15 protein-coding genes and 2 CRISPR repeat arrays are annotated in these 20,289 nt (G+C 71.3%); of the genes, 3 read left to right on the top strand and 12 right to left on the bottom strand.

The annotated features are described in order from the left end of the window. From HA073_RS00175 to HA073_RS00230, 12 genes are all read right to left on the bottom strand, one after another. The gene (locus HA073_RS00175) at positions 1 to 2,730 is read right to left on the bottom strand and encodes an FtsX-like permease family protein (protein ID WP_166455441.1); all 2,730 of its coding nucleotides are present in this window, start codon (positions 2,728 to 2,730) and stop codon (positions 1 to 3) included. After that, positions 2,727 to 5,912: an FtsX-like permease family protein gene (locus HA073_RS00180; protein ID WP_166455442.1), complete on the bottom strand. Its 3,186-nt coding sequence runs from the start codon at positions 5,910 to 5,912 to the stop codon at positions 2,727 to 2,729. Before HA073_RS00180 ends, HA073_RS00175 begins: the two co-directional genes overlap by 4 nt. A gap of 198 nt (positions 5,913 to 6,110) precedes the next feature. After that, positions 6,111 to 7,236: a CRISPR direct-repeat array (repeat unit 29 nt; unit sequence CGGAGCACCCCCACGTGCGTGGGGAGGAC). An 18-nt stretch (positions 7,237 to 7,254) separates the two neighbouring features. Further along, on the bottom strand, positions 7,255 to 7,596 hold the full coding sequence (gene cas2e / locus HA073_RS00185) for a type I-E CRISPR-associated endoribonuclease Cas2e (RefSeq protein ID WP_166455443.1): 342 nt from the start codon (positions 7,594 to 7,596) through the stop codon (positions 7,255 to 7,257). Between the two features lies 1 nt (position 7,597). Further along, positions 7,598 to 8,515 carry a type I-E CRISPR-associated endonuclease Cas1e gene (gene cas1e, locus HA073_RS00190; RefSeq protein WP_205795805.1) on the bottom strand — a complete coding sequence of 306 codons (918 nt, stop codon included), beginning with the start codon at positions 8,513 to 8,515 and terminating at the stop codon, positions 7,598 to 7,600. 41 nt (positions 8,516 to 8,556) lie between these two features. Further along, complete coding sequence (gene cas6e, locus HA073_RS00195) at positions 8,557 to 9,177, bottom strand: type I-E CRISPR-associated protein Cas6/Cse3/CasE (protein ID WP_166455445.1); 621 nt, start codon at positions 9,175 to 9,177, stop codon at positions 8,557 to 8,559. Further along, positions 9,174 to 9,950, bottom strand: coding sequence for a type I-E CRISPR-associated protein Cas5/CasD (gene cas5e / locus HA073_RS00200; protein ID WP_166455446.1), 777 nt, complete (start codon positions 9,948 to 9,950; stop codon positions 9,174 to 9,176). The genes cas6e and cas5e overlap by 4 nt, the downstream gene beginning before the upstream one ends. Continuing rightward, positions 9,947 to 11,089 (bottom strand): type I-E CRISPR-associated protein Cas7/Cse4/CasC, encoded by a 1,143-nt coding sequence (gene cas7e, locus HA073_RS00205; RefSeq protein WP_166455447.1) that lies wholly within the window; start codon positions 11,087 to 11,089, stop codon positions 9,947 to 9,949. The genes cas5e and cas7e overlap by 4 nt, the downstream gene beginning before the upstream one ends. After that, on the bottom strand, positions 11,086 to 11,739 hold the full coding sequence (gene casB, locus HA073_RS00210; protein WP_205795735.1) for a type I-E CRISPR-associated protein Cse2/CasB: 654 nt from the start codon (positions 11,737 to 11,739) through the stop codon (positions 11,086 to 11,088). Before casB ends, cas7e begins: the two co-directional genes overlap by 4 nt. Beyond that, positions 11,736 to 13,217 carry a type I-E CRISPR-associated protein Cse1/CasA gene (gene casA / locus HA073_RS00215; RefSeq protein ID WP_166455448.1) on the bottom strand — a complete coding sequence of 494 codons (1,482 nt, stop codon included), beginning with the start codon at positions 13,215 to 13,217 and terminating at the stop codon, positions 11,736 to 11,738. The genes casB and casA overlap by 4 nt, the downstream gene beginning before the upstream one ends. A 93-nt stretch (positions 13,218 to 13,310) precedes the next feature. Continuing rightward, the gene (cas3, locus tag HA073_RS00220; protein WP_166455449.1) at positions 13,311 to 16,085 is read right to left on the bottom strand and encodes a CRISPR-associated helicase Cas3'; all 2,775 of its coding nucleotides are present in this window, start codon (positions 16,083 to 16,085) and stop codon (positions 13,311 to 13,313) included. A gap of 115 nt (positions 16,086 to 16,200) precedes the next feature. Then, a CRISPR array of direct repeats spans positions 16,201 to 18,120; the repeat unit is 29 nt; unit sequence GTCCTCCCCACGCACGTGGGGGTGCTCCG. A gap of 140 nt (positions 18,121 to 18,260) precedes the next feature. Beyond that, complete coding sequence (locus HA073_RS00225) at positions 18,261 to 18,443, bottom strand: DUF397 domain-containing protein (protein WP_166455648.1); 183 nt, start codon at positions 18,441 to 18,443, stop codon at positions 18,261 to 18,263. Positions 18,444 to 18,447: 4 nt separating this feature from the next. Continuing rightward, complete coding sequence (locus tag HA073_RS00230; protein ID WP_166455450.1) at positions 18,448 to 19,329, bottom strand: helix-turn-helix transcriptional regulator; 882 nt, start codon at positions 19,327 to 19,329, stop codon at positions 18,448 to 18,450. Between the two features lie 202 nt (positions 19,330 to 19,531). Between HA073_RS00230 and HA073_RS00235 the strand changes: the two genes are divergently transcribed. Genes HA073_RS00235 through HA073_RS00245 form a run of 3 tightly spaced genes read left to right on the top strand, consistent with a single transcriptional unit; the run spans position 19,532 to position 20,285 of the window. Continuing rightward, positions 19,532 to 19,786: a hypothetical protein gene (locus HA073_RS00235; protein ID WP_166455451.1), complete on the top strand. Its 255-nt coding sequence runs from the start codon at positions 19,532 to 19,534 to the stop codon at positions 19,784 to 19,786. Continuing rightward, positions 19,783 to 20,046 carry a DivIVA domain-containing protein gene (locus HA073_RS00240; RefSeq protein WP_104114385.1) on the top strand — a complete coding sequence of 88 codons (264 nt, stop codon included), beginning with the start codon at positions 19,783 to 19,785 and terminating at the stop codon, positions 20,044 to 20,046. Before HA073_RS00235 ends, HA073_RS00240 begins: the two co-directional genes overlap by 4 nt. Next, on the top strand, positions 20,034 to 20,285 hold the full coding sequence (locus tag HA073_RS00245; protein ID WP_104114386.1) for a hypothetical protein: 252 nt from the start codon (positions 20,034 to 20,036) through the stop codon (positions 20,283 to 20,285). The genes HA073_RS00240 and HA073_RS00245 overlap by 13 nt, the downstream gene beginning before the upstream one ends. Positions 20,286 to 20,289 lie beyond the last annotated feature (4 nt).

Below are 20,289 nucleotides of genomic sequence, written 5' to 3' on the forward strand. Positions count from 1 at the left end.
TCAGCTCTCCTCTCCGAGCCGCAGCACCTCGCCGAGGCGCATCCGGCGGTTGTTCACGGCCTCCACGGTGATCGCGAAGCCGAGGGCCAGCATGGCCAGGACCGACACCCCGGCGACCAGGCCGGGTTCGAACTGCGGGCGTACGTCCACGCCGCCGGTGAAGGCGGGCAGCCCGAGCACCGGCGTGAGCAGCAGCGGCAGCAACGCGCCGACCACCGCCCCGGTGAGCACCGACACCAGCACCAGCGGGGTCAGCTCGACCATCAGCATGCCGCGCCACTGCCGGCGGGACAGGCCCATGGTGCGCAGCCGGGACAGCACCTGCCCGCGCGAGCGGGCCCCGGCGAGCACCGCGAGCGCGAGCCCGAGCAGCCCCAGCACGGCGCCGCCCCCGGCGCCGAGCGCGAAACCGAACACCAGCAGGCCGTTCACGCCGGTACCGCCCAGGTCCGCGCGGACGGCCGAACGGGTGGTGACCTCCGGCGCGCGGGCCTTGTCCCCGGTGCCGACCCCGCCGATGCGCAGGTAGCGGTTCTGCCCCTCACGCGCGACCCGGTCCACCTCGGCGGCGTCCACGCCCGCGCCGGCCAGCACGAACCCGGTGGGCGCGAGCTGGTGCGGCGCGTCCGCCGGCAACGCCGGCCACGGCAGCACCACGAACCGCGCCACGCCGTCGCCGACGAGCGCGAACTCGTCGACGGTGGCGGCGGTGCGCACCGGCAGCCGGTTGCCCTGCACGTCCAGCCAGGCGGGCCGGTCCCCCTGGGCGTCGGCGAGCCCGGCGTCGGCCAGCTCGTCGGCGACCGCCGGGGACACCAGCGCCGGCAGCGGCGTGCTCCCGTCGGCGCGGGCCCGCACCGGGTCGGGCACGCTCACCGGTACGCCTGCCGCACTGGCCACCTCGGCGAACCGCTCGCCGTCCACGAGCACCACGCGCAGCTCGGTGACCGGCGCGGGGCGTCCGGCGCGGTCGGCGTACGGGCGCTCGGCCGGCACCGTGAGCAGCGGCGCGACAGCGCGTACCCCGGGCAGCTCAGCCAGTTTCCCGGCGGTGTCCGGCGCGAAGCGCTCCCCGCGTACCAGCAGGTCACCCGGCACGGCCTGGGCGGCGGCGGTGTCCCGGCCGCTCTCGATGCCGGTCGCCACCACGCCGCAGAACGCGGCGGTGGCGACGGCCAGCACCACCACGACCAGCGGCCCGGTACTCGCGGCCCGGCCCGCGCGGGCGGCGCCGAGGAACGCGACGCTGCCGCGCGCCCGGGCCGCGACGCGGCTGAGCAGCCGCAAGGGCCAGGGGTACGCGCGCAGCGCCACCAGCGCCGCCGCGATCGCCAGCAGCACCGGCACGGACACCAGCAGCGGGTCCACCGAACCGGCGGTGAGCCCGCGGCGGCGCAGCAGGAACGCGCCGAGCACGGCGAGCCCGAGCACCGCCACCTCGACGGTGAGCCGGACGGCGGGCGACCGGCCGCCGAGGTCGGAGCGGCCACCGGCGCGGCGGCCGACCGCGAGCGCGGCGAGTGGCGGCAGCAGCGTGGCCAGCAGCCCGGCGATCAGCACCCAGAGCCACGGCGACCCGGCGCCGGGCAGCAACCCGCCGAGCAGCCAGCCGATCCCGGCCGCGGCCGGCAGCACCAGCAGCGACTCGGCCAGACCGCGGCGCAGCACGTCACCGGTCGAGCCACCGCGGGCCCGGATCAGGTGGAACTCGGCGCGGCGTCGGTTCGCGGCCAGCCGGGCGGCCAGCAGCGTCAGCCCGGCCAGCGTGGCGAGCAGCCCGGCGGCGATGACCGCGAGCAGGGTACGCGCGGCGGCGAGCGAGTCGGCGAAACGCCGCAGCGGGATGTCCACGCCCTGGCTGAGGGTCACCTTGACCTCGGTGGGCATCGCCCGGTCCAGCCCGTCGACGCCGGCGATCAGCGCGTCGAGGCGGCCCGGTTCGAGCCGGTCCGGTGCGATCCGGTACCGCCAGCCGAAGGCCACCGGCCATTCCCCGGCGGTGATCGAGTTCAGACCCGCGTCGGCGGTGTACGCGACGCCCACGAACGGTTGGCCGTCGCCTTCCGGCGGGCTGAGCTTCAGCATCGACGGCAGCGTGTCCCAGACACCGCCGGCCGGGTCGTTCGGCCGCCACACGCCGACCAGGTCGACCGGGCGGGAGTTGAGCACGTTGTTGTCGGCGTCCAGCAGCGAGAGACGGAACCGGTCGCCGGCCGCGACGCCCAGCGTGGTGGCGATCGTATCGGCGAGCGTCACCTCGATCGCGCCGGCCGGGGTGACGCCGCGTTCCGGCCACCGCCCGTCGACCAGGGTGGCCGCCTCCCGGATGCCGGTGCCGGCGCGCAGGTGCAGGTCGATCAGCCCCTTGTCGTCGCTGAGCGTCGGACCGCGCAGTCGCCCCGGGACGGTCTGCGCCGCGAACCAGCGCTCGCCGATCGTGTCGCGCACTTCGGCGGGCATCTTCTCCTCGATCGCCGCGAGCAGGGTCCCCCGGCTGGCGGCGACGGGCTGCTCCGAGGCGGGCACGACGTCCGGCGCGGTGCTGTACGTGAGGTCCCGGCGGGCCACCGGCTGACCGGCCACGTACTCGGTGAGCCCCTGCCCGGTCAGCCGGTCGGCGACCCGGGGCACGCCCGTGATCAACAGCGCGGTCACCAGGGTCAGGACGGCGAGCAGCAGGAACTGCCCCCCGTATGCGCGGACCCGGCGCGCGGCACCAGGAAGGCTCATCGTTCTCCTCCGATCCGGAGCTGCGCGGCGGCGACCCGCTGGCGGATGCCGGTGGTGATGACGGCGGCGAAGGCGAGCGCGGCGAGCAGCAGCCCGGCGGCGGTCGCCCCGATCGGCACCCAGGGCACTGTGAAGACCGCCTCGGGCACCGGCCGGCCGGCGGCCGGGGTGAGGATCACAAGCGGCACCATGGTGGCCGCGACGAGGGCGCCGACCAGCAGCCCGACGCCGACTCCGATCGCGGCCAGGAAACCCTGCTCGGCGAGGTAGGCGCGGGCCAGCAGCCGGGTGTTCGCGCCGAGCGTGTTGAACACGGCCAGTTCGGTGAGCCGCCGCCGGGTGGTGGCCCACACGTCGACCGCCAGGCCGACCAGCGCCAGCAGCACCGACCCGAGCGCGGCGGCGAGCAGCCCGGTGCGGGCGCCCTGCCAGTACGGGTCCCCCGCGGCCTCCTCCGCCACGCGCTGCCGGTCCAGCAGCACCGTGCCGCCGACAGCGGCGAGGGCCTCGGTCGCGGCGGCGTGCCCACCCGGCGTGGTACGCAGCCACCACTCGGCCACCGGCCGTACGCCTCCGCTGCGTTCCAGCAACTGGGCGCCGGCGGTGGGCAGGTCCAGCAGCACGCCGTCGCCAGCGGTGCCGGGGATCGCGGCGACCTGGCCGACCACCGTGGCCTCGATCGTCACCTCGGAGACCGACAGCTTGACGGTGTCACCGGTCTGCACGCTCAGCGCGGCGGCGACCCCCGGTGTGATCAGCACCGGCACCGGCGGGTCCTCGGCCATGGGCACCACGGCGAACCGGGACGACGGCACCCGGGCGAACTGCAACAGCCCCGCGGGCACGTCGAAGCCCTGCGTCGCGTCCACCTCGGTGGGCGTGGCCCGGGCGTCCCGGCGTGGCCCGCTGCCCGGGTCGATCACCCGCCACGCCCCCTCCACCGGCAACGGCAGCGCCGCGCCGCCGCCGTCGGTGAGCCGCAGGTCGCTGAGCAGCAGCCGGTACGAGTTGCCGGTGGCGTCACCGCCGTCGGCCTCGAAACCGGCCAGCCGCAGCGGGGCGCCGCCGGTGTCGGGCAGCGGCACGGAGAAGCGCACCGGCCGTCCCTCGCCGCCGGCCTCGGCCAGCCGGACCCGCCACGTGGCCCCGGCGTCGGTGGCGAACAGCGCGGTCACGGCGACGCGCGGCCGGTCGTACATGCTCTCCACCGGGGTGCGGACAATGCCGGAGAACGTCTTCGCCCCGGCCGGCAGGACACCGCCGACCGGCGCGCCCCGGCCGCGCGCGAGCCGGTCCAGCAGGGCACCGGTGGACGCCCCGCCGTCGGCGTCGTCGAGCCGGATCATCCCCTTCGCGGCGGCGGCGTCCAGGGCCACCACCGTCGCCGGCCGGGCCTCGCGGCCCAGGCGCACGTCGTCACGCCAGGCGGGCAGCACCCGGTCCAGGCCGGGCGCGGCGGCCAGCTGGGCGGCCCGGTCCGCGGGGGCGGTGCCGTCACGTTCGGTCAGCCGCAGGTCCGTGCCGACGGTGTGCTGGGCCTGGTCGCGCTGCGAGCGTTCCCAGGAGGCGACGAGCGACCACGCGAGCGTGCTGCCGCCGACGGCGAGCGCGAGCAGCAGCACCGGGCCGGCGTGCGGGCGACGCCCCGCCTGCCACATGCCGAACATGGTGGCGTTCCACGGCCGGCGGTCGACGAAACGTTCCGCGATCCGGGTGGTCGGCGGCAGCAGCCGCAGCGCGATCACCGCGCCGGCCAGCACGCCGATCGTGGGCGCGGCGGCCAGCAGCGGGTCGATGCCGAGGCTGCCGTTCGCGCCGGCCAGCGGCGAGGAGTACTGCCGCAACTGGGTCCAGGCGAGCACGGCGAGCGCCACCAGCACCACGTCCACGCTGGCGCGCTGCACGGCGGCGCTGCGGGACGGGCGGGACCGGGCCGCCATGTCGGCGACGTAGGTGCCGGCCCGGCGCAACGCCGGCAGCACCATGGCGAGCAGGCAGCCGACCGCCGCGCCCACCGCGACCACCCAGACCCGGGCCAGATCGCCGTCGGCCAGCCGCAGGTCCGCGCCGAGATACCGGACCGCCTGCCCGGTCAGCGCCGGAGCCAGCAGCAGCGCCGGCGCCACCACGAGCGTGGCCTCGCGTACGGCGAATCCGGCGATCTGCCGGCGCGCGGCGCCCCGGGCCCGCAGCAGCGCGGTCTGCGCCCGCCGGTCCTCGTTGAGCAGCGCGGCCACCAGCACCAGCGCGTACCCGCCGAGCACCACGATCAGCAGCAGCGGGGTGAGCAGCGCGGACCGGCCCACCAGGTCGGCCCGGCCCAGCCGGTCCACGAGCCGGTCCAGGTGGCTGACCTGCTGCGTGGAGGAGCCCAGGCCGGTGGCCTCGGGCAGCTTCTCGGTGATCTCGTTCAGCGCTGTGGTCACGGCCGGCAACCGGGCCGGCTCGACGGCCACCAGGTCGGGGTCCACCAGCCAGGCCGCCGAGGTCGAGCCGGGGAAGGTACGGGCGAAGTCGGCCGGGTCGAGCGCGAACGGCCCGTACGAGGTGACCTCCGCGTCGCCCTGACTCTCCCCCACCCCCGGGGCGAGCCGCCAGTACGCCTCGGCCGCGTCCCGGGGCCGCCACGTGCCGGCCACCACCACCGTGCTGGCCCGCTCCGCGCCCCGGTCGTACAGCGGCACCCGCTCGCCGACCTCGAGGCCCAGTTGCGCGGCCACCTTCTCCGGCAGCGTCACCTGCAGCGGGTTGCTGCCGGGCACCGGCCACGCCCCGGCGGTCAGCTCGGCGTGCGCGGGCAGGTCGTCAAGCGTGGCCAGGTTGGCGAACATCGGGTCGTCGTCGGTACGGGCGGCGCCCACGTCACCGGTCAGCTCCCGCCCGGTGCCGGAGCGGATCCCGGCCACCGTGACCGGCGCCCCGCCCAGCCCGTTCGCGAACTGTGCCCGTACCGCCCGGTCCCGCTCCGCGTACGCGGCGGCGTCCGCCCCGCCGGAGCCGCTGATCAACAGGCTGCGCTCCTCCGCCGGGGCGGCGTCGAGCACCGCCCGGGCGCCCGCGTCCACCGCCCGGCGGTTGTAGTCGGAGAGCCCGGTGACCAACGCGACCGCGACGAGTGCCGCGACAGCGGCGGCGAGCAGCAGCCCACGGGCTTCTACCGCCCGCCTCCACACCAGCTTCATCCGACGTCCTCTCCTGGCCCCGGCGGGCCGATGCCGAGAGAGAGCAGTGACACCCACGAAAAGGTTCGCGCCCGTTACATGATCGTTATCGGCCTTCCGTGCGCCGCCCGAGAGCCGGGGAGCATTCGCAGGGTCTGGCACGCCGTGACCGTTGGCGTCGACAGGTGCACGCGCTGTCGTGGGCAACTCGAAGGTTCGCGGAGCACTCCCAGGTGGGCGGGTAGGACATGCGATCAACACGCCGACCGTGGCAATACTCGGAGCACCCCCACGTGCGTGGGGAGGACCCCGACCTGACTCCCCGCCCGATCTCGCGGTGCGGAGCACCCCCACGTGCGTGGGGAGGACAGCACGTACACTCGTCCGCGCCGCCCGGCATGGGAGCACCCCCACGTGCGTGGGGAGGACGACTGCAACAGCGTCGCCGGGACCATCTTCCGCGGAGCACCCCCACGTGCGTGGGGGAGGACGGCACCAGGTGCTCACCCCGGGCCGTGACCAGCGGAGCACCCCCACGTGCGTGGGGAGGACACGCTGGCGGTTCGGCTGCGCACCGAGCACGGCGGAGCACCCCCACGTGCGTGGGGAGGACGTCAGCGGTCGGCGTCAGATCGACCCGCACGCCGGAGCACCCCCACGTGCGTGGGGAGGACCGGGGCGAGCGCCGGCGCGAGCGCCATGATCCCGGAGCACCCCCACGTGCGTGGGGAGGACCACGGCTCGTCGTCCACGGACTGCGCGCCCACCGGAGCACCCCCACGTGCGTGGGGAGGACAACGCCGCGCGCCAGCCCTGCGCCTCAGCGCACGGAGCACCCCCACGTGCGTGGGGAGGACGACGACTGGGCGGTGCTGAGGCCGTGAGTGGACGGAGCACCCCCACGTGCGTGGGGAGGACTAGGGAAGGGCCCGCCAGGTGACCGGCGGGCCCGGAGCACCCCCACGTGCGTGGGGAGGACGACTACGAAACCGTCTACCTGCCCACCGGCGACGGAGCACCCCCACGTGCGTGGGGAGGACGTTGGAGCCGGGGCCGGTTTCGGCGCCGGAGGCGGAGCACCCCCACGTGCGTGGGGAGGACTACAGGAGAACGGTCACGGTGTCGGGGTACTTCGGAGCACCCCCACGTGCGTGGGGAGGACGAAGTCGGCGGCGTCGGTGGCGATGGCGACGGCGGAGCACCCCCACGTGCGTGGGGAGGACCGCTTCGGCTCCTGCAACATCGCACCCTCGTACGGAGCACCCCCACGTGCGTGGGGAGGACGCCGTCACGTCGTCGGCTGCCATTTCGTACGACGGAGCACCCCCACGTGCGTGGGGAGGACACTTCGCGACCTGCGGCTTTACCAGCCCTCCGGCCAGATTTCTTCGACCGGCTCCTGAGCGGCCCGCGGATCTTCCTTCGGACTCATGGCGACGAGGGTAAGGCCGTCGAAGTCCACTGGGCGCCGTCGACGCTCTCCCGCTGTCCGTAGCGAAAACCCTTGCTCGGTGTCGTCCGGGTGGATGAGAACGGCAGCACCGTCGCCCACCACTGCGCTCGCGGCGTTCCACAGTTCATCGCGGACTTTGGCCGACAGAGTGCCGACGAACATGCCGGGGGTTACTTCGATCATCCAACGACTGAGCGCACCCCGGAGGTGGTCGGGCACAGCGGTGGTGGCGAGGACGACCATCGAGGCCATGTCAGTCCCAGGAGTCCGAGCCGTAGTTGACCCCGGACGGCACAGAGCCCATGTCCGGATCCCAGAGAGAGGTGACTTCGGCAGCGGGCTGACGCTGCTTGGGTGCGCTGTCGGGATCGAGCAGGCGCTGAATGTCGGCGACGATTGTCGGCATCAGCTTGAGCAGGCGGAACTCGTCTCGCAGCTTGCGTCGTACGTCCCGTTCGGGTTGAGCTGACGTGCTCAGGGAGAAGGCGAGCGGCACGGTGACCTTGGCCTTGTAGAGGTCGGCGATGTCGTACACGAAGGCGTGCTGAGTGCCGCTGTGGACGAAGCCGAGCGCCGGTGAGCAGCCCAGGGCGAGGATGACGGCGTGCACCACGCCGTAGAGGCTGGCGCTGGCTGCGGAGAGCGCCAGGTTGACCGGGTCCTGGGCGTCCCAGGCTTCGGGGTCGTAGTTGCGGCGGAACTTGCCGGTTCGATACTTCTGCGCCATCAGCCGGTAGAGCGCCTTCATACGCTGGCCTTCCATGCCGCGAAGCTGGGCCAGCGTGGTGCCTTCGGCTACGGACTCGCCGAAGCGGTGCTCGTACATGCGTGTCGCCACCTGGAGGCGGCTGTGGTCGTCAGCCCAGCTCCGGGCCTGCTTCTCCAGCCAGTTGGTGGTGAGGGAGGTGGGAGTGATGCCGGCGTAGCAACGGACCCCACCGGAGCCGACGCAGACGACCGTGGTGCCGTGTCGGGCCAAGGTCGACAGGGCGCGGTGGGTGATCGATGTGCCGGGACCGAGAAGGAGACAACTGATGGCTGCGGTGGGCAGGTAGACGCGTTCGGTTCCTTTCGGGGTATCCACCTGCGCGAGGACGCCTGTGTCGTCCTGGACGATGCGGACGATGTCGGCGTAGAGGAAGCTCAGCGAGTCCGCCACCCGGGGCAGCATGGCCAGGGTCGGTGCGGCGAGTCGCTGCCGGGCGTTGGCGCTCACCGCATCGGGGCGAGGCTGAGCAGTCCGCAGCCGAACGAGCGCCCGCGTCCGATGCCGCTCAGCACGGCGGCGCGCACCCGGTCGGGATCGGCTATCACGGCCTGTCCCTCGAAGAGGGTGATGGCGTGGCGTACCGGAACGGCACGGCCGCGGGCGGCCGGTTGCGGCTGGGCGCGAAGGTGACGCAGGTCGAGGCCGGCGGTCTCGGCCTTGCGCTGCCACCACTGCTCGGCCTGCTGACCGGAGAGCGCGACGATCTTGCCGGCGCTGTCGCCCTTCCATGCCCGCTTGGACGCGTTGGCGGCGATCCGGTAGTGCACCGGTCTTCCGGCGTCCAGTGCCTTGAAAAGTGGACTGACGTCGCGGGTGTCGACGGTGCCGTAGCCGTCCGGCAGCCGGGCCGGGTCCGGTGGCAGGGTTGTCTGGACCAGCAGCACCGGGCCGGAAGTGGTGTGGTCGAGCCGGAAGAGGACACCCGCGTGTTGCCGTGGTTGTTCACCCAGGTCGTCCGGTACCAGCGACATCACCCTGCGGTGCACGGCGGTGATGTCGCGCATGTCCCGTCGCGCTGCCGGGTGGCGAAGGTCGGGTGCGATTCGGGTCAGCCAGGCGGTCACGTGCGGACTCCTCGCAGATGCTGGTCCAGTGCGTCGAGATATTCCGCGCCGATGCCCGCGCACAGATCGGCCGGGAGGCTGCGGCTGCTGACGTGAACCTCACGGGTCAGGAAGCGGCGGCGCGGACGCCGCTCCCCCGCCGCCGAATCAAGATCCACGGGTACGTCGTTGAGCGTCATCCGGCTTGCGGCGCCATCGCCGCCCGGTCCGCCCGTCACGAAGTCCACGCTGACGAAGTCCGCATCGCGACTGGGGCGGGATCGGTTGAGAGGCAGGTGGTCCAGGTCGCCCACGGCGTCGGTGATCGGGCCCGACAGCACGAACGGGTGCTCCACCGGACAGGAGCGGCGCCCCAGATACGGAGCCCAGACGGGATTCGTTAGCGCCTCGTGGACCTGGTCCACGAGCGCATCCGGGCCAGTGACCGCGACGGTGAACACGGCGTCCGCCAGGTAGAACCGACGCGAGACGATCGTGCCGGTTCCCGCGGGCCGCCGTTTGCCCTCCGCTGTCGGCACGGTCCGCTCCGGTGGCAGGCCACCGCCGACGGTGTGGAAGTCGTACATGAGCCGGCCGGGCCGGTCGACCCGAACGGTGAACTCCAGAGCCGCGAGGTCGCTCATCGACTCGCCGCGCCGCCGACCTTGGGCGGCGGCGATGATGCCGATCATCGCCGAGCGGGTCGGGACGGTGGCGGTGTCCCGGACGCTGAACGTGCTGTGGTCACCCCACGACTGCATCGGCCCGGCCAACCGCAGCAGAAGGCCCGTCATTCCGCCCTCACGCGTTCGACGGCGGCAGCGATCAGGGCGTCGAAGCTCGGCCGGGTCTCACCGAGCTGCTCCAATCCCTTGTCGTCGATGCTGGCGTACCCGTGGTAGATCAACCCACGGTCGCCGATCAGCCGGTAGATCCGGCCGGCGTAGTCGGCAAGTTGCCGCCGCGAGGGATCGGCGTAACCGCTGTCGAGCGTGGCCCGGATCGGCACTTCGAAGGCGCTGGCCAGAGATACCGGCCGGTCGCTGCGAACAGCGACGTAGGCCAGGTCGGGGACGGTGAACGGCGCGGTGGAGTTCTTCTTCGCCTGCGGCATGGCGGTGATGAACGCCGACAGGAACGCCGAGGTCAGCTCGACCGCCGTGGCGGCGTCACCGAGGTTTTCGACGAGGTCCCGCAGGTTGACACTGGCGTACCGATAGAACGTGCCGGTGCTGAACTCGGCACTGTTCATGTGTCCGCTGCCGGCCTGGTCGGCGTCCTGCTTCAGGTCGTCCACGGCGGTGAAGAAGTCGACCTGCGGATCCGTGCTGTGGGTGGTGAACGCATGTGCAACCTGCACGGCGCCGTCCACGTTGGTGCCGGGCAGTTCCGCCAGCATCCGCCCGAACAGGTTGATCACGTCGTTACGGCGGGCCATCGCCGCGCGCACGGCGTCGGCCGGAAGCGCCGCCTCGCCCTTCTTGAGCTTGACCGTGCCGGCGTGCAGACCGGCGAGCCGGTCACGCTGCTGCACACAGACGTCGGCCAGTTCGTCGAAGGCCCGCTCCGGCAGGTAGAACAGCACCTGCGCCTCGCCGGACTCCTTGTCGACCTTGAAGCCGTCGGCCTTCACGGCCATCGTCGCGAGCGTCGCCATGAGCTGCGCGGCGGCGAACGTTGCCAGCTCCGTATCCCAGCCCTGTCTCACCAGCCGCGCCTGGACGGCCTGCGGTAGCTGCCGGGTCCGCTTGGCCGCATCGCCGGACGAGGTCTCCAGTTCCTGCCGCACGGCCCGCTTCCAGCTCTGGCTGGAGACCCGGGTACGGTCCGCGTCCCCGAAACGCACGGTCTTGGGCGAGCCCAGGTCGTCGCGGTTGAGATTGGCGTACGGAACGGTTTGCAGCAGGTGAATGTCGACGTAGCGGGCAATCATGCTGATTCCTCCAGGATCGGGTGGTGCTGCTTCTCGGCACGGCGGTCGGCGTCGTGCAGGGTGCGGTAGAACGACTGAAGCCAGGACTTGGCAACCTGGTCGCGGTAATACCGCCACCGGCAGAGGTCGTCGAGAAGCTGCGCCCAGTCGACCTGGGACTCGACCGTGCCGAGGTGCCGGACGACACCTGCCAGGTGCTGGTAGAGGCCCGGGTAGCCCTGGCGGACAAGCAGGTGCAGCCGCTTCTCGGCGGTGGCCTGGTTCATCGCGCGGCGTCCCGGTCCGGGTCGGCACACCGCCCAGGCCAACGACTGCCCGAGGTTGGGTCGATTTCCCCGTCCGGTGTCGCCGGTGGGGGAAGCCTCGGCCTCGTCGGCTTCGGCGGTCTCGTCGGTGCGACCGATGTTCGGCCGGTCCCGAATCGTCGCAGCGATCATCGCCGCTACGGCGTAGTAGGCGTACTCCTGGTCCTGTCGCATCGACGGTCGGAGCAGCGGGGCGACGACGGCGTGCATGGTGTACGCCTGCTCGGGCCGACGACGCAGTCCGCGGCGCAACGCCGCACGCCGGCCACGGTCGCGGAGGCACTGCTCGGTGATCCGTCGCACGAAGGCGTCGGAGTGCCTTTCCTCGGTGTCCGTGGACGTCATGTGGCGGATCCCTTCTTCGGTGTGGTCGACAGCAGCCGGTGCGCCGTCTGCACCGCCCGTACCAGCCGGGGTGAGCTGACGTCCGCAGCGGCACGGTCGATGGCGTCGTGCGCGAGGTGGGCGAAGGCTTTACTCCCGTCGGAGAACCGGCCGTCTCGTACGTGTTCCCAGAACACCGCTTCGGCCCGCGACCAGTAGATGGCCTCAGCCGTGCGCGCCCACGGCCCTTCCCGGTCCTTGACGTTGACGGCCTCGCGCCAGGCTTGCCGCAGCACCGCACCGACTCGTCGGCCACTCGACTCGGCCGCCCTGGTCAGGGCGGCAACACCGTCGGCGGTCGCCGGATCGCGCTCCCGCAGCCAGCCAAGGATCGGTGGGGTCACGGCGGTGAACCACTGCCGGTCCTTGGCCTGCCCGTCCTGGTCGAATCCGTACGCGCGGACACGTCCGCCGAGTTGGAGGTCGGCTGCGGCGGCCATGATGTCGGGGCGGCGGGTCTTGATCTCGCCAGCGGCACCCAGTAGGGCTTCGACGTCCCGCCACAACGCCCGGGATCCGTCGGCCGGCAACTGGTACCAGCCCCCGTCCTTGTTCTGCCGGTGCACCACATACGGATCGCGAGCCGCCGAGCCAGGGAGCCGCCACGCCCAGGTGACGTAGGCGTCCGCCACCGCCTCCCCGGTGCTGTCCGGCACCAGCAGCACCGCATGTCGGGCGCGGCCGGTCAACTCACCGCACGGCCAGGACATCTTCCACGGCACACCCAGCGGATCCGGTAGCTCGTCGCGCTCCCAGGGGCACAGGTCAGGTCCCTCGCCCTGCCCGGACACCTGCGAGGGCACGCCTACCACCAGCGACTCGAACAGGTTCTCCCCGAGCGGGTGATACGACATGGCACCCCGCAACGGGCCGGCGTTGCTGTTGGCGAACTTCTGTCCGGCCACTTCGCGGCTGCTGCACCTTCCGGATGCGCCGTAGTACAACTGCGCGATCAGGTACCACGCCGCTTCGCCGGGTGCCAGGGCCGCCGGGTCAGCGTCCGTGTGGTGGCCGAACCACACCTGCGTGTTGCCGGCTGGGCGGTCGAACACCAGCTTGTTGATCCCCGAGGATTTCGGGCACTCGGTGGCCAGCCGCGGATCCTGCATCCACGGTCGACGAGAGTCGAACAGGTCGAACCGGCCGCGATGCTTCTCGAAGTAGGCGTCCACGTCGTCCGCGACGAACCCACCCCGATCGAGCACCTGTTCCTGCCGCTGCCGCCATCGGTCCCCGCGCAGGGCGTCGAGGCCGGTCACGCGGGCGGTGATCGCGTACAGGATCCGCCACAGCCCCGACGCGGCCGGCGGCACCGGAAGCACGAGGTCGTCGAACTCAGCCGCCCGGACGAACAGCTCACGGAGCCCGACCAACTCGGACTCACCGCCGGCCGTCACCGGTATCCACGGTCGATCTATCAGATCGAAAGATTTCATCATTTAGCATGACTCCTGAAGGCAGACCGCATGAGGGTGCCGAGTCGGCGGCTCGATGCGAAGCCTCATGTCAAATGATTGACTTTCACCGTCAGCTCACCCCGCACCTGTGGAAGTGACAACGAGTCCAAGTTCTGGATCGAGATGAGCCGATCGGTCGCCCCAGACGGCCCCTCCGGGACCGCGGGGAGTGATCGGCATCCACAGCGGGTGGATTTCTTTGAGCCAGGCGTTCTCACTCCATACCGTCGGCAATCCGGTTGAGGGCTCGTATCCCCGGATCAGGTCGGCACGTACCGGGATCGTCTCCTGGAGGATCGCCCGTACCTCCTCGTTCCGGAACCGGCCGTCACGCCTGGACCCGTGCTGTGGGAGCGGAGTCCGGCGTTCGGCGTCGAGCCATTGGCCGCCATCCGGGTCGAGGTAGCAGCAGAGCACGCGCTCCGATTCGGCGCCGAGACGGGTGGAGGCGCGCCACTCCGGCGTATCGGTGCGGCTCAGCGATTCCAGGTCGGTCACCTCGTCCGGGCTCGGGATGACGCCCAGTTCGGCTGCCCCTCGCTCGACGCTCCGGCCGGCCCGGTACTCGTCGTACTCCGCGCTCAGCACCTGGTCGTGACGGATGGGTGGCGGCGCATACACCGCCTCGACGTGGCTTTGCACCGAGTGTGGTACCGCGATGGTGTCGATGTCCGCGAGTCGCTGGTGCGTCGCCCGCAGCAGGTACCGCGCGTAAACGTCACCCCAGGCAGCAGGCTTGACGTGTTCCGCGCCGTCCGCCCCTCGCGGGTCGAGGACCACCACCCGCGGCTGCTCCGCCCAGCTCGGCCTCGGCCTGACGTGTCGATGGCACCGCCCGGCCCGTTGCAGGAGTTGCGCCATCGGAGCCAGGTCGGTCACCAGGAGGTCGAAGTCGAGATCCAGCGACTGCTCGATCACCTGGGTAGCAACGACGACCGTCGGACGGGACCGATCGCCGGCTCTGCCCATGCGACCGGTGATAGCGGCGGTGATCTCTTCCCGTCGGCGCGCCGGGAATCGGGAGTGCAGCAGCATCACGTCCACTGCGGCGGGCATCCAGTCGCGGATCACCCGATAGGTCTGCTGCGCGTCGTTGACCGTGTTGCACACGACGCCGGCACACCCGCCGTGCTCCGCGACCGGCGCGAGCACCTGCCGCACCACCTCTCGTCGATCGGCCGGATCGCTTACCGGCCCGTCGAGGTGACGCACCGGGCGTACGTCGAGCGTGAACTTCACGCTTCGGCCCGCCACCAGCGCCTCTCGGGCCTGCGGGGAGATCGAGAGCGGATCACGTTCCTGGGCCGCCGGCACGAACGTCCAACCCGGGTACGGCACAACGCATGCCGACCGCTCGACCCCAGCACCTTTCTCGTAGGCCCGCACGAGGGTCGCCGCCTGCGACGACGGCAACGTCGCCGACAGCAGGACAACCGGGCATCCGTACGCTCCGAGCCAGTTCAGGAGCTGGCACAGCAGGGTCGTCATGTATTCGTCGTAGGCGTGCGCCTCGTCGACCACGAACACCTTGCCCGACAGGCCGAGCAGGCGTAGAGCGTTGTGTTTGGTGGTCAGCGCGGCCAGGAGCGCCTGGTCGACGGTGCCGACCGCCATCGGGGCCAGCAGTCCGCGCTTGCGGCCGCGCAGCCAATCGGTCGCCATCACGTCACGGCTCGGGTCGTCGGAGACCACCTCGCCGGGATCGGCGAGGTCGGCCGCAGCCCGCGCTTCGTACTCGGCATTGAGCCACGACATGCTGTGCAGCAGGGTGACCGGCGCCGGGCCCGCGGCCAGCTTGGCGGCGAATGCCCGCACCCGGCGGTACATCTCGTCCGAGGTAGCCATCGTCGGCAAGGCGAAGAAGAACCCGTGCGCCCCGCACACCTCGGCCAACCTTCGGGCTGCCACCAACGCGGCTTCGGTCTTTCCGTCCCCCGTCGCAGCCGTCACAACCATCAACCCCGGTCCATCAACCACCGGAAGCACTTCGTCGAGGATGGACCGTTGAAGCGCGTTCGGACGGTGCGGAAACAGATCCTCGAACCCCGCAGATCGGTACAGCGGCGCCACCAGGCCCGCGTCGTCGAGCAGCGTGCGGACGGGCGCAGCCAGGGCAGCGAGGTGAGCCAAGGCGCTGGCGGCATCGGTGCGCTGCGGCACCCGCGACGACTGCTCGACCAAGAAGTGTTCCTGGCTGGCCAGCCAGTCGGCGAGGATCACAAGCCCCGTGACCAGCACACTGGCCGGCGCCGTCACGGTCGGCGGCGGCTCGGGGCAGCCCACCGCCTCATGCACCACCCGCACGAACGCCGCACGCTGTCGCGCCCAGCCGCCTTCACCCAGTTGCTGTCGCCCGCTGTGTGGGCCGCTGGTCTGCTGGAAACGTCCGTGATGGCCGCCCACGACCTGAGCCACGCGATACACCGGACGGCTACTGACGCGACGGCCTGACTGGGAATATCCGAGTGGCCCCAGAAGATCGGGTAGACACAATTGGCCAGCCGCATCGTGTCGGAGCGAACCATCGCCTGACGTGTCCTCGTACAAGCCACAAGCGAGCAGTGCTCCGAAGGCAGCCTCGTTCTTCTTCTGGAAGCCAGGCGAGACCTTACCGACGTCGTGCAGCCCCGCCCAGAACATCACCAACGACTTGGCGTGAGAATCGCTGGTGCCCAGCCCTTCCGCAATGACGCGGCGCTGATTCGGGGCCAGGTAGCGGTCCCACAGTTCCCCGGCGACGGCAGCGGTGTCGATCAAGTGCCAGAGCAACGGGTACGGCTTCAGAAGCTGGCTAGACTTGCCCCAGATCCCGGCGTCGACCGCTTCATGGTCGAAACCCAAACCGATCACCTCCGCTCCACATCCCGCTCGTGAGGGCAGCCGCATGCAACCACGGCCGTACGACACTTCAGCCCGGCCAGCGCAAAACCGCACAGTGGGCCGATAAACCCGCAGGTCGCGAAGTGTCCTCCCCACGCACGTGGGGGTGCTCCGCTCCCCCCGGGCGAGCCCCTGCGCGCGTGGGTGTCCTCCCCACGCACGTGGGGGTGCTCCGTCGATGTGACCGCCGTTCTCCCGCAACGCCTCGTCCTCCCCACGCACGTGGGGGTGCTCCGTCGGTGAAGGTGTGCAGAGCTCGGGCGACGACGTCCTCCCCACGCACGTGGGGGTGCTCCGGTCGAGCACCCGATCATGGTGGGCCTGCGCGGGTCCTCCCCACGCACGTGGGGGTGCTCCGTTAGCTCCCGGGTCGCTTCCCGGGTCGCTTCCGTCCTCCCCACGCACGTGGGGGTGCTCCGGCTTGGGTCGAGGTCACAACCGACCTGGACGGGTCCTCCCCACGCACGTGGGGGTGCTCCGTTCGGGTCACTGCCGGTCGGCTGCTTCCCCGTGTCCTCCCCACGCACGTGGGGGTGCTCCGGCCCGGGCGGTGATGGACGAGCTGGGCATCGCGTCCTCCCCACGCACGTGGGGGTGCTCCGGAACTCGACCAACTGCGGCAGGCCGCGCTGAAGGTCCTCCCCACGCACGTGGGGGTGCTCCGGCTTCAAGGTCAAGTACGAGACCGCCGTGTGCGTCCTCCCCACGCACGTGGGGGTGCTCCGGCCGGGCACTGGCAGTACCCCAGCTACCTGGCGTCCTCCCCACGCACGTGGGGGTGCTCCACCAATCCCACCCCCGTGGCCCCCGCACCCCCGGTCCTCCCCACGCACGTGGGGGTGCTCCGGTCCACGGGCAGAAGATCGGCAAGAGCAGCTAGTCCTCCCCACGCACGTGGGGGTGCTCCGACGCGGACCGGCAGCTACAGCGGGCTATCGGGGTCCTCCCCACGCACGTGGGGGTGCTCCGCTGTAGCGGGCGTCGTGCCGCTGCTCATGTCGGTCCTCCCCCCGCACGTGGGGGTGCTCCGTCGGCGTCGAGATCGTCCATGACCTGGACGATGTCCTCCCCACGCACGTGGGGGTGCTCCGAGGGGTGCACGTCGAGAATCACGGACATTTATGTCCTCCCCACGCACGTGGGGGTGCTCCGGCGTTCCAGCGGGCCCGCAAGCTCACCGCGGAGTCCTCCCCACGCACGTGGGGGTGCTCCGGATCGGCCCGGTTACCACGAGTGCTGGACGGCGTCCTCCCCACGCACGTGGGGGTGCTCCGATGATCGCGGCGTTCTGGGTCGACCTGACGATGTCCTCCCCACGAATGTGGGGGTGCTCCGATCCTGAAGGTGGGCTGACGGGAGGTCCGTCGGTCCTCCCCACGCACGTGGGGGTGCTCCGGGCACGTTCGACCTGCCGCACTACTCGCGGTGGTCCTCCCCACGCACGTGGGGGTGCTCCCCAGCACGCCGTCAGGGCGCCGTCGCCGCGCAGGTCCTCCCCACGCACGTGGGGGTGCTCCGTTCCTCGACCGGTCCGGTGGGCTGAACATGCAGTCCTCCCACGCACGTGGGGGTGCTCCGTCGGTGGGGATCTCGTTCGGGTCGTCAAACTCGTCCTCCCCACGCACGTGGGGGTGCTCCGATGCGCGGCCGGTACCTGAAAGGGCAGCCGGGGTCCTCCCCACGCAAGTGGGGGTGCTCCGCCGTACGACGTCTCCGGGGTGAGCGCGCACCCGTCCTCCCCACGCACGTGGGGGTGCTCCGGGCCACGTCTACCAGCCGACTGCGCCGGCACCGTCCTCCCCATGCACGTGGGGGTGCTCCGAAGTCCGTCCACACCGTGTTCGTGGTCAGGAAGTCCTTACCACGAACGTGGGGGTGCTCCATTCACCCTGACCGGAGAGAACGGGCTCACCATGTCCTCCCCACGCACGTGGGGGTTCTACGTGGGCGGGCCGGGCGACGTTGGCGTTCGCGGCGTCCTCCCCACGCACATGGGGCACCCCGGAGACGGGGCCGCGGGCGTCCACGCTCCCGCGCCCTCCCCACGCACGCGGGGGTGTCCATCTATATAGCCTGCCCGTCCTTGACGCTGAGCGGCGGGCCTGGTGCCTAGTTGGCTGGCACCAGACCCGCCGCCCATATAGTTCAGGGTCGGTCGTTCAAGCCACCCGCGCGAACCGACCCGACGAACCGGGTCCAGGCCGTCGGGTTGAAGCTCAACGCCGGTCCCTGCCGATCCTTGGTGTCCCGCACGCCGATCGTATCGGCGAAACCGGCCACCTCGACGCAATCGCCATTACTACCGGACCGGGACGACTTGCGCCACACTCCGTCACGCTCCATCGAGCATCTCCTTCGCTATCGCCCCGATCAACTCGCGGGACTCATCCGTACCGAGCGCCCGCTCCGCGAGCGAGCGCCACGCATCTTCGTAGATCTGGATTTCGTGGGGCTTGTCAAGGTAAACGGCACCACAGGGTCCGTCCATATAGATCGTGGTCGGCTCCGGTGCCCGCACCTCCGTTGGGAAATCAAGCATCGTGAAGGTACCGGTGGACGCCCAACGCGACAGGCCCGCATGCAAGGGGAGAACTCGAACGTTGATGTTGTGTCGTCGCCCGTTCTCCACGAGCGCGTCCAACTGCCGTCCCATCGCCGCACGGTCCCGCAGCGGGCGACGCAGCACTGCCTCACTCAGGATCACGTCAAGGTGGGGGGCTCGCGGTACGGCACGCGCCAACAGTCGCTGTCGACGCAACCGAACATCGATCTTCGCCCTACGCTCGGTCTCGGATAAGCCTGGCTGGTCTACCGCGATCAGCTCGCGCATGTACTCAACCGTCTGCAAGAGCCCTGGGATCAAGTCGGCTTCGTACTTCCGAATCTTTGTCGCTGCTGACTCCAGGCCCACGTAGAGCTTGAACCAATCCTCGATTGCCTCCCCGTAGCTGTGCCACCAGCCGTGCGCCTTGGTTTCCCGGGCCAGAGAGCGCATGGTTTCGATGGTTTCTCGCGACGCGCCGTAAACGCGGCACATGGCTTCCACGTCGTTCGGGTGCATCGGCACCTGGCCCGTTTCATAACGCCAGATCCGGGGCGCCGACCATTCCAGCTCCTTGGCCGCCGCGGTCACCGTGACGTGCGCGCCTTCGCGAAGTTCTCTCAGATATCTGCCGAGCTGCCTACGCGGGACGGTGCTTCCCGAGTCGTCCACGTCATCTCCTTTGGTGTTGTCGCGTAAGGCACCTCATCCCTTGGTCTGCATTCTGCCGCGAAAGATTGTCCCGGGCCAGAGGGGAATTGACCATTGTGGTGCCCGCCGGGGACGCGGCGGGTTCGCGGGGACGGATGCCTTTCCCCGAAACCTCATCCCGGCATCCGTCCCCACGCCTGGCGTCAATCCACAAGGGAGAGTCATGGACTCGATCGATCGTATCCTCGGCGACATTCCGCTTCCGCCCTACATCACCGCCGAGGATGTCGCCTTCGCGGTCCGGGCGATCACCGTGCACGCCCCCGAGCAGTGGCCCGAGGGACCGCGCTGTCGCAACGACCGGGCGCCGCACCCGTGCCGGCTGCACCGCTGGGGCCGGCGGGTGCTCGACGAGCGCGGGCTCACCGACCGCCAGATCCACGCGCTCATCGCCGAGCAGACGGCGCCCGTGCGGTGATCTACGTGACCGGGGAACGCCTGCTCCCGCACCACGTCCGGGCCGCCTACTTCGACCGGCGCTGGCGCGGCCTCGACCCGACCCAGGTGCGCGACCACCTCGACCGGGTCGCCGACGAACTCGAACGCCTGAGCCGTGAGCTGGTCACCACGCGAACCGAGGCCGAACGCGTGCGCCAGGCGCTGCGGCAGTGGCAGTCCCAGCATCGCGCCTGCCGTCTCCGCGACCCGGACGCCCCGCCGGGCGGATGGCCCCGATGACGGCACAGCGCTGGATCATCCACCTGCCCACCACGCTGACCAGCGCCGACGAGGCGGCTGCCCTCGCGGTGACGCTCCGCGACTCGCTCGGCCACGTCACCGTCATCGACTTCGGCGAGACCACGCTGAGCGAGGAGGACAGCCAGTTCGTGCGTACCCGGGTCTGGTGCGACGCCCGGCTCGACGGCGCCGGCCGGTGCGGCCACCTCAACGACCATGACGGCCCGTGCGCGGCGTGAGCGC

Origin of the sequence: Micromonospora sp. CMU55-4 (assembly GCF_011602315.1) — a bacterium.
Lineage (GTDB): Bacteria > Actinomycetota > Actinomycetes > Mycobacteriales > Micromonosporaceae > Micromonospora > Micromonospora chalcea.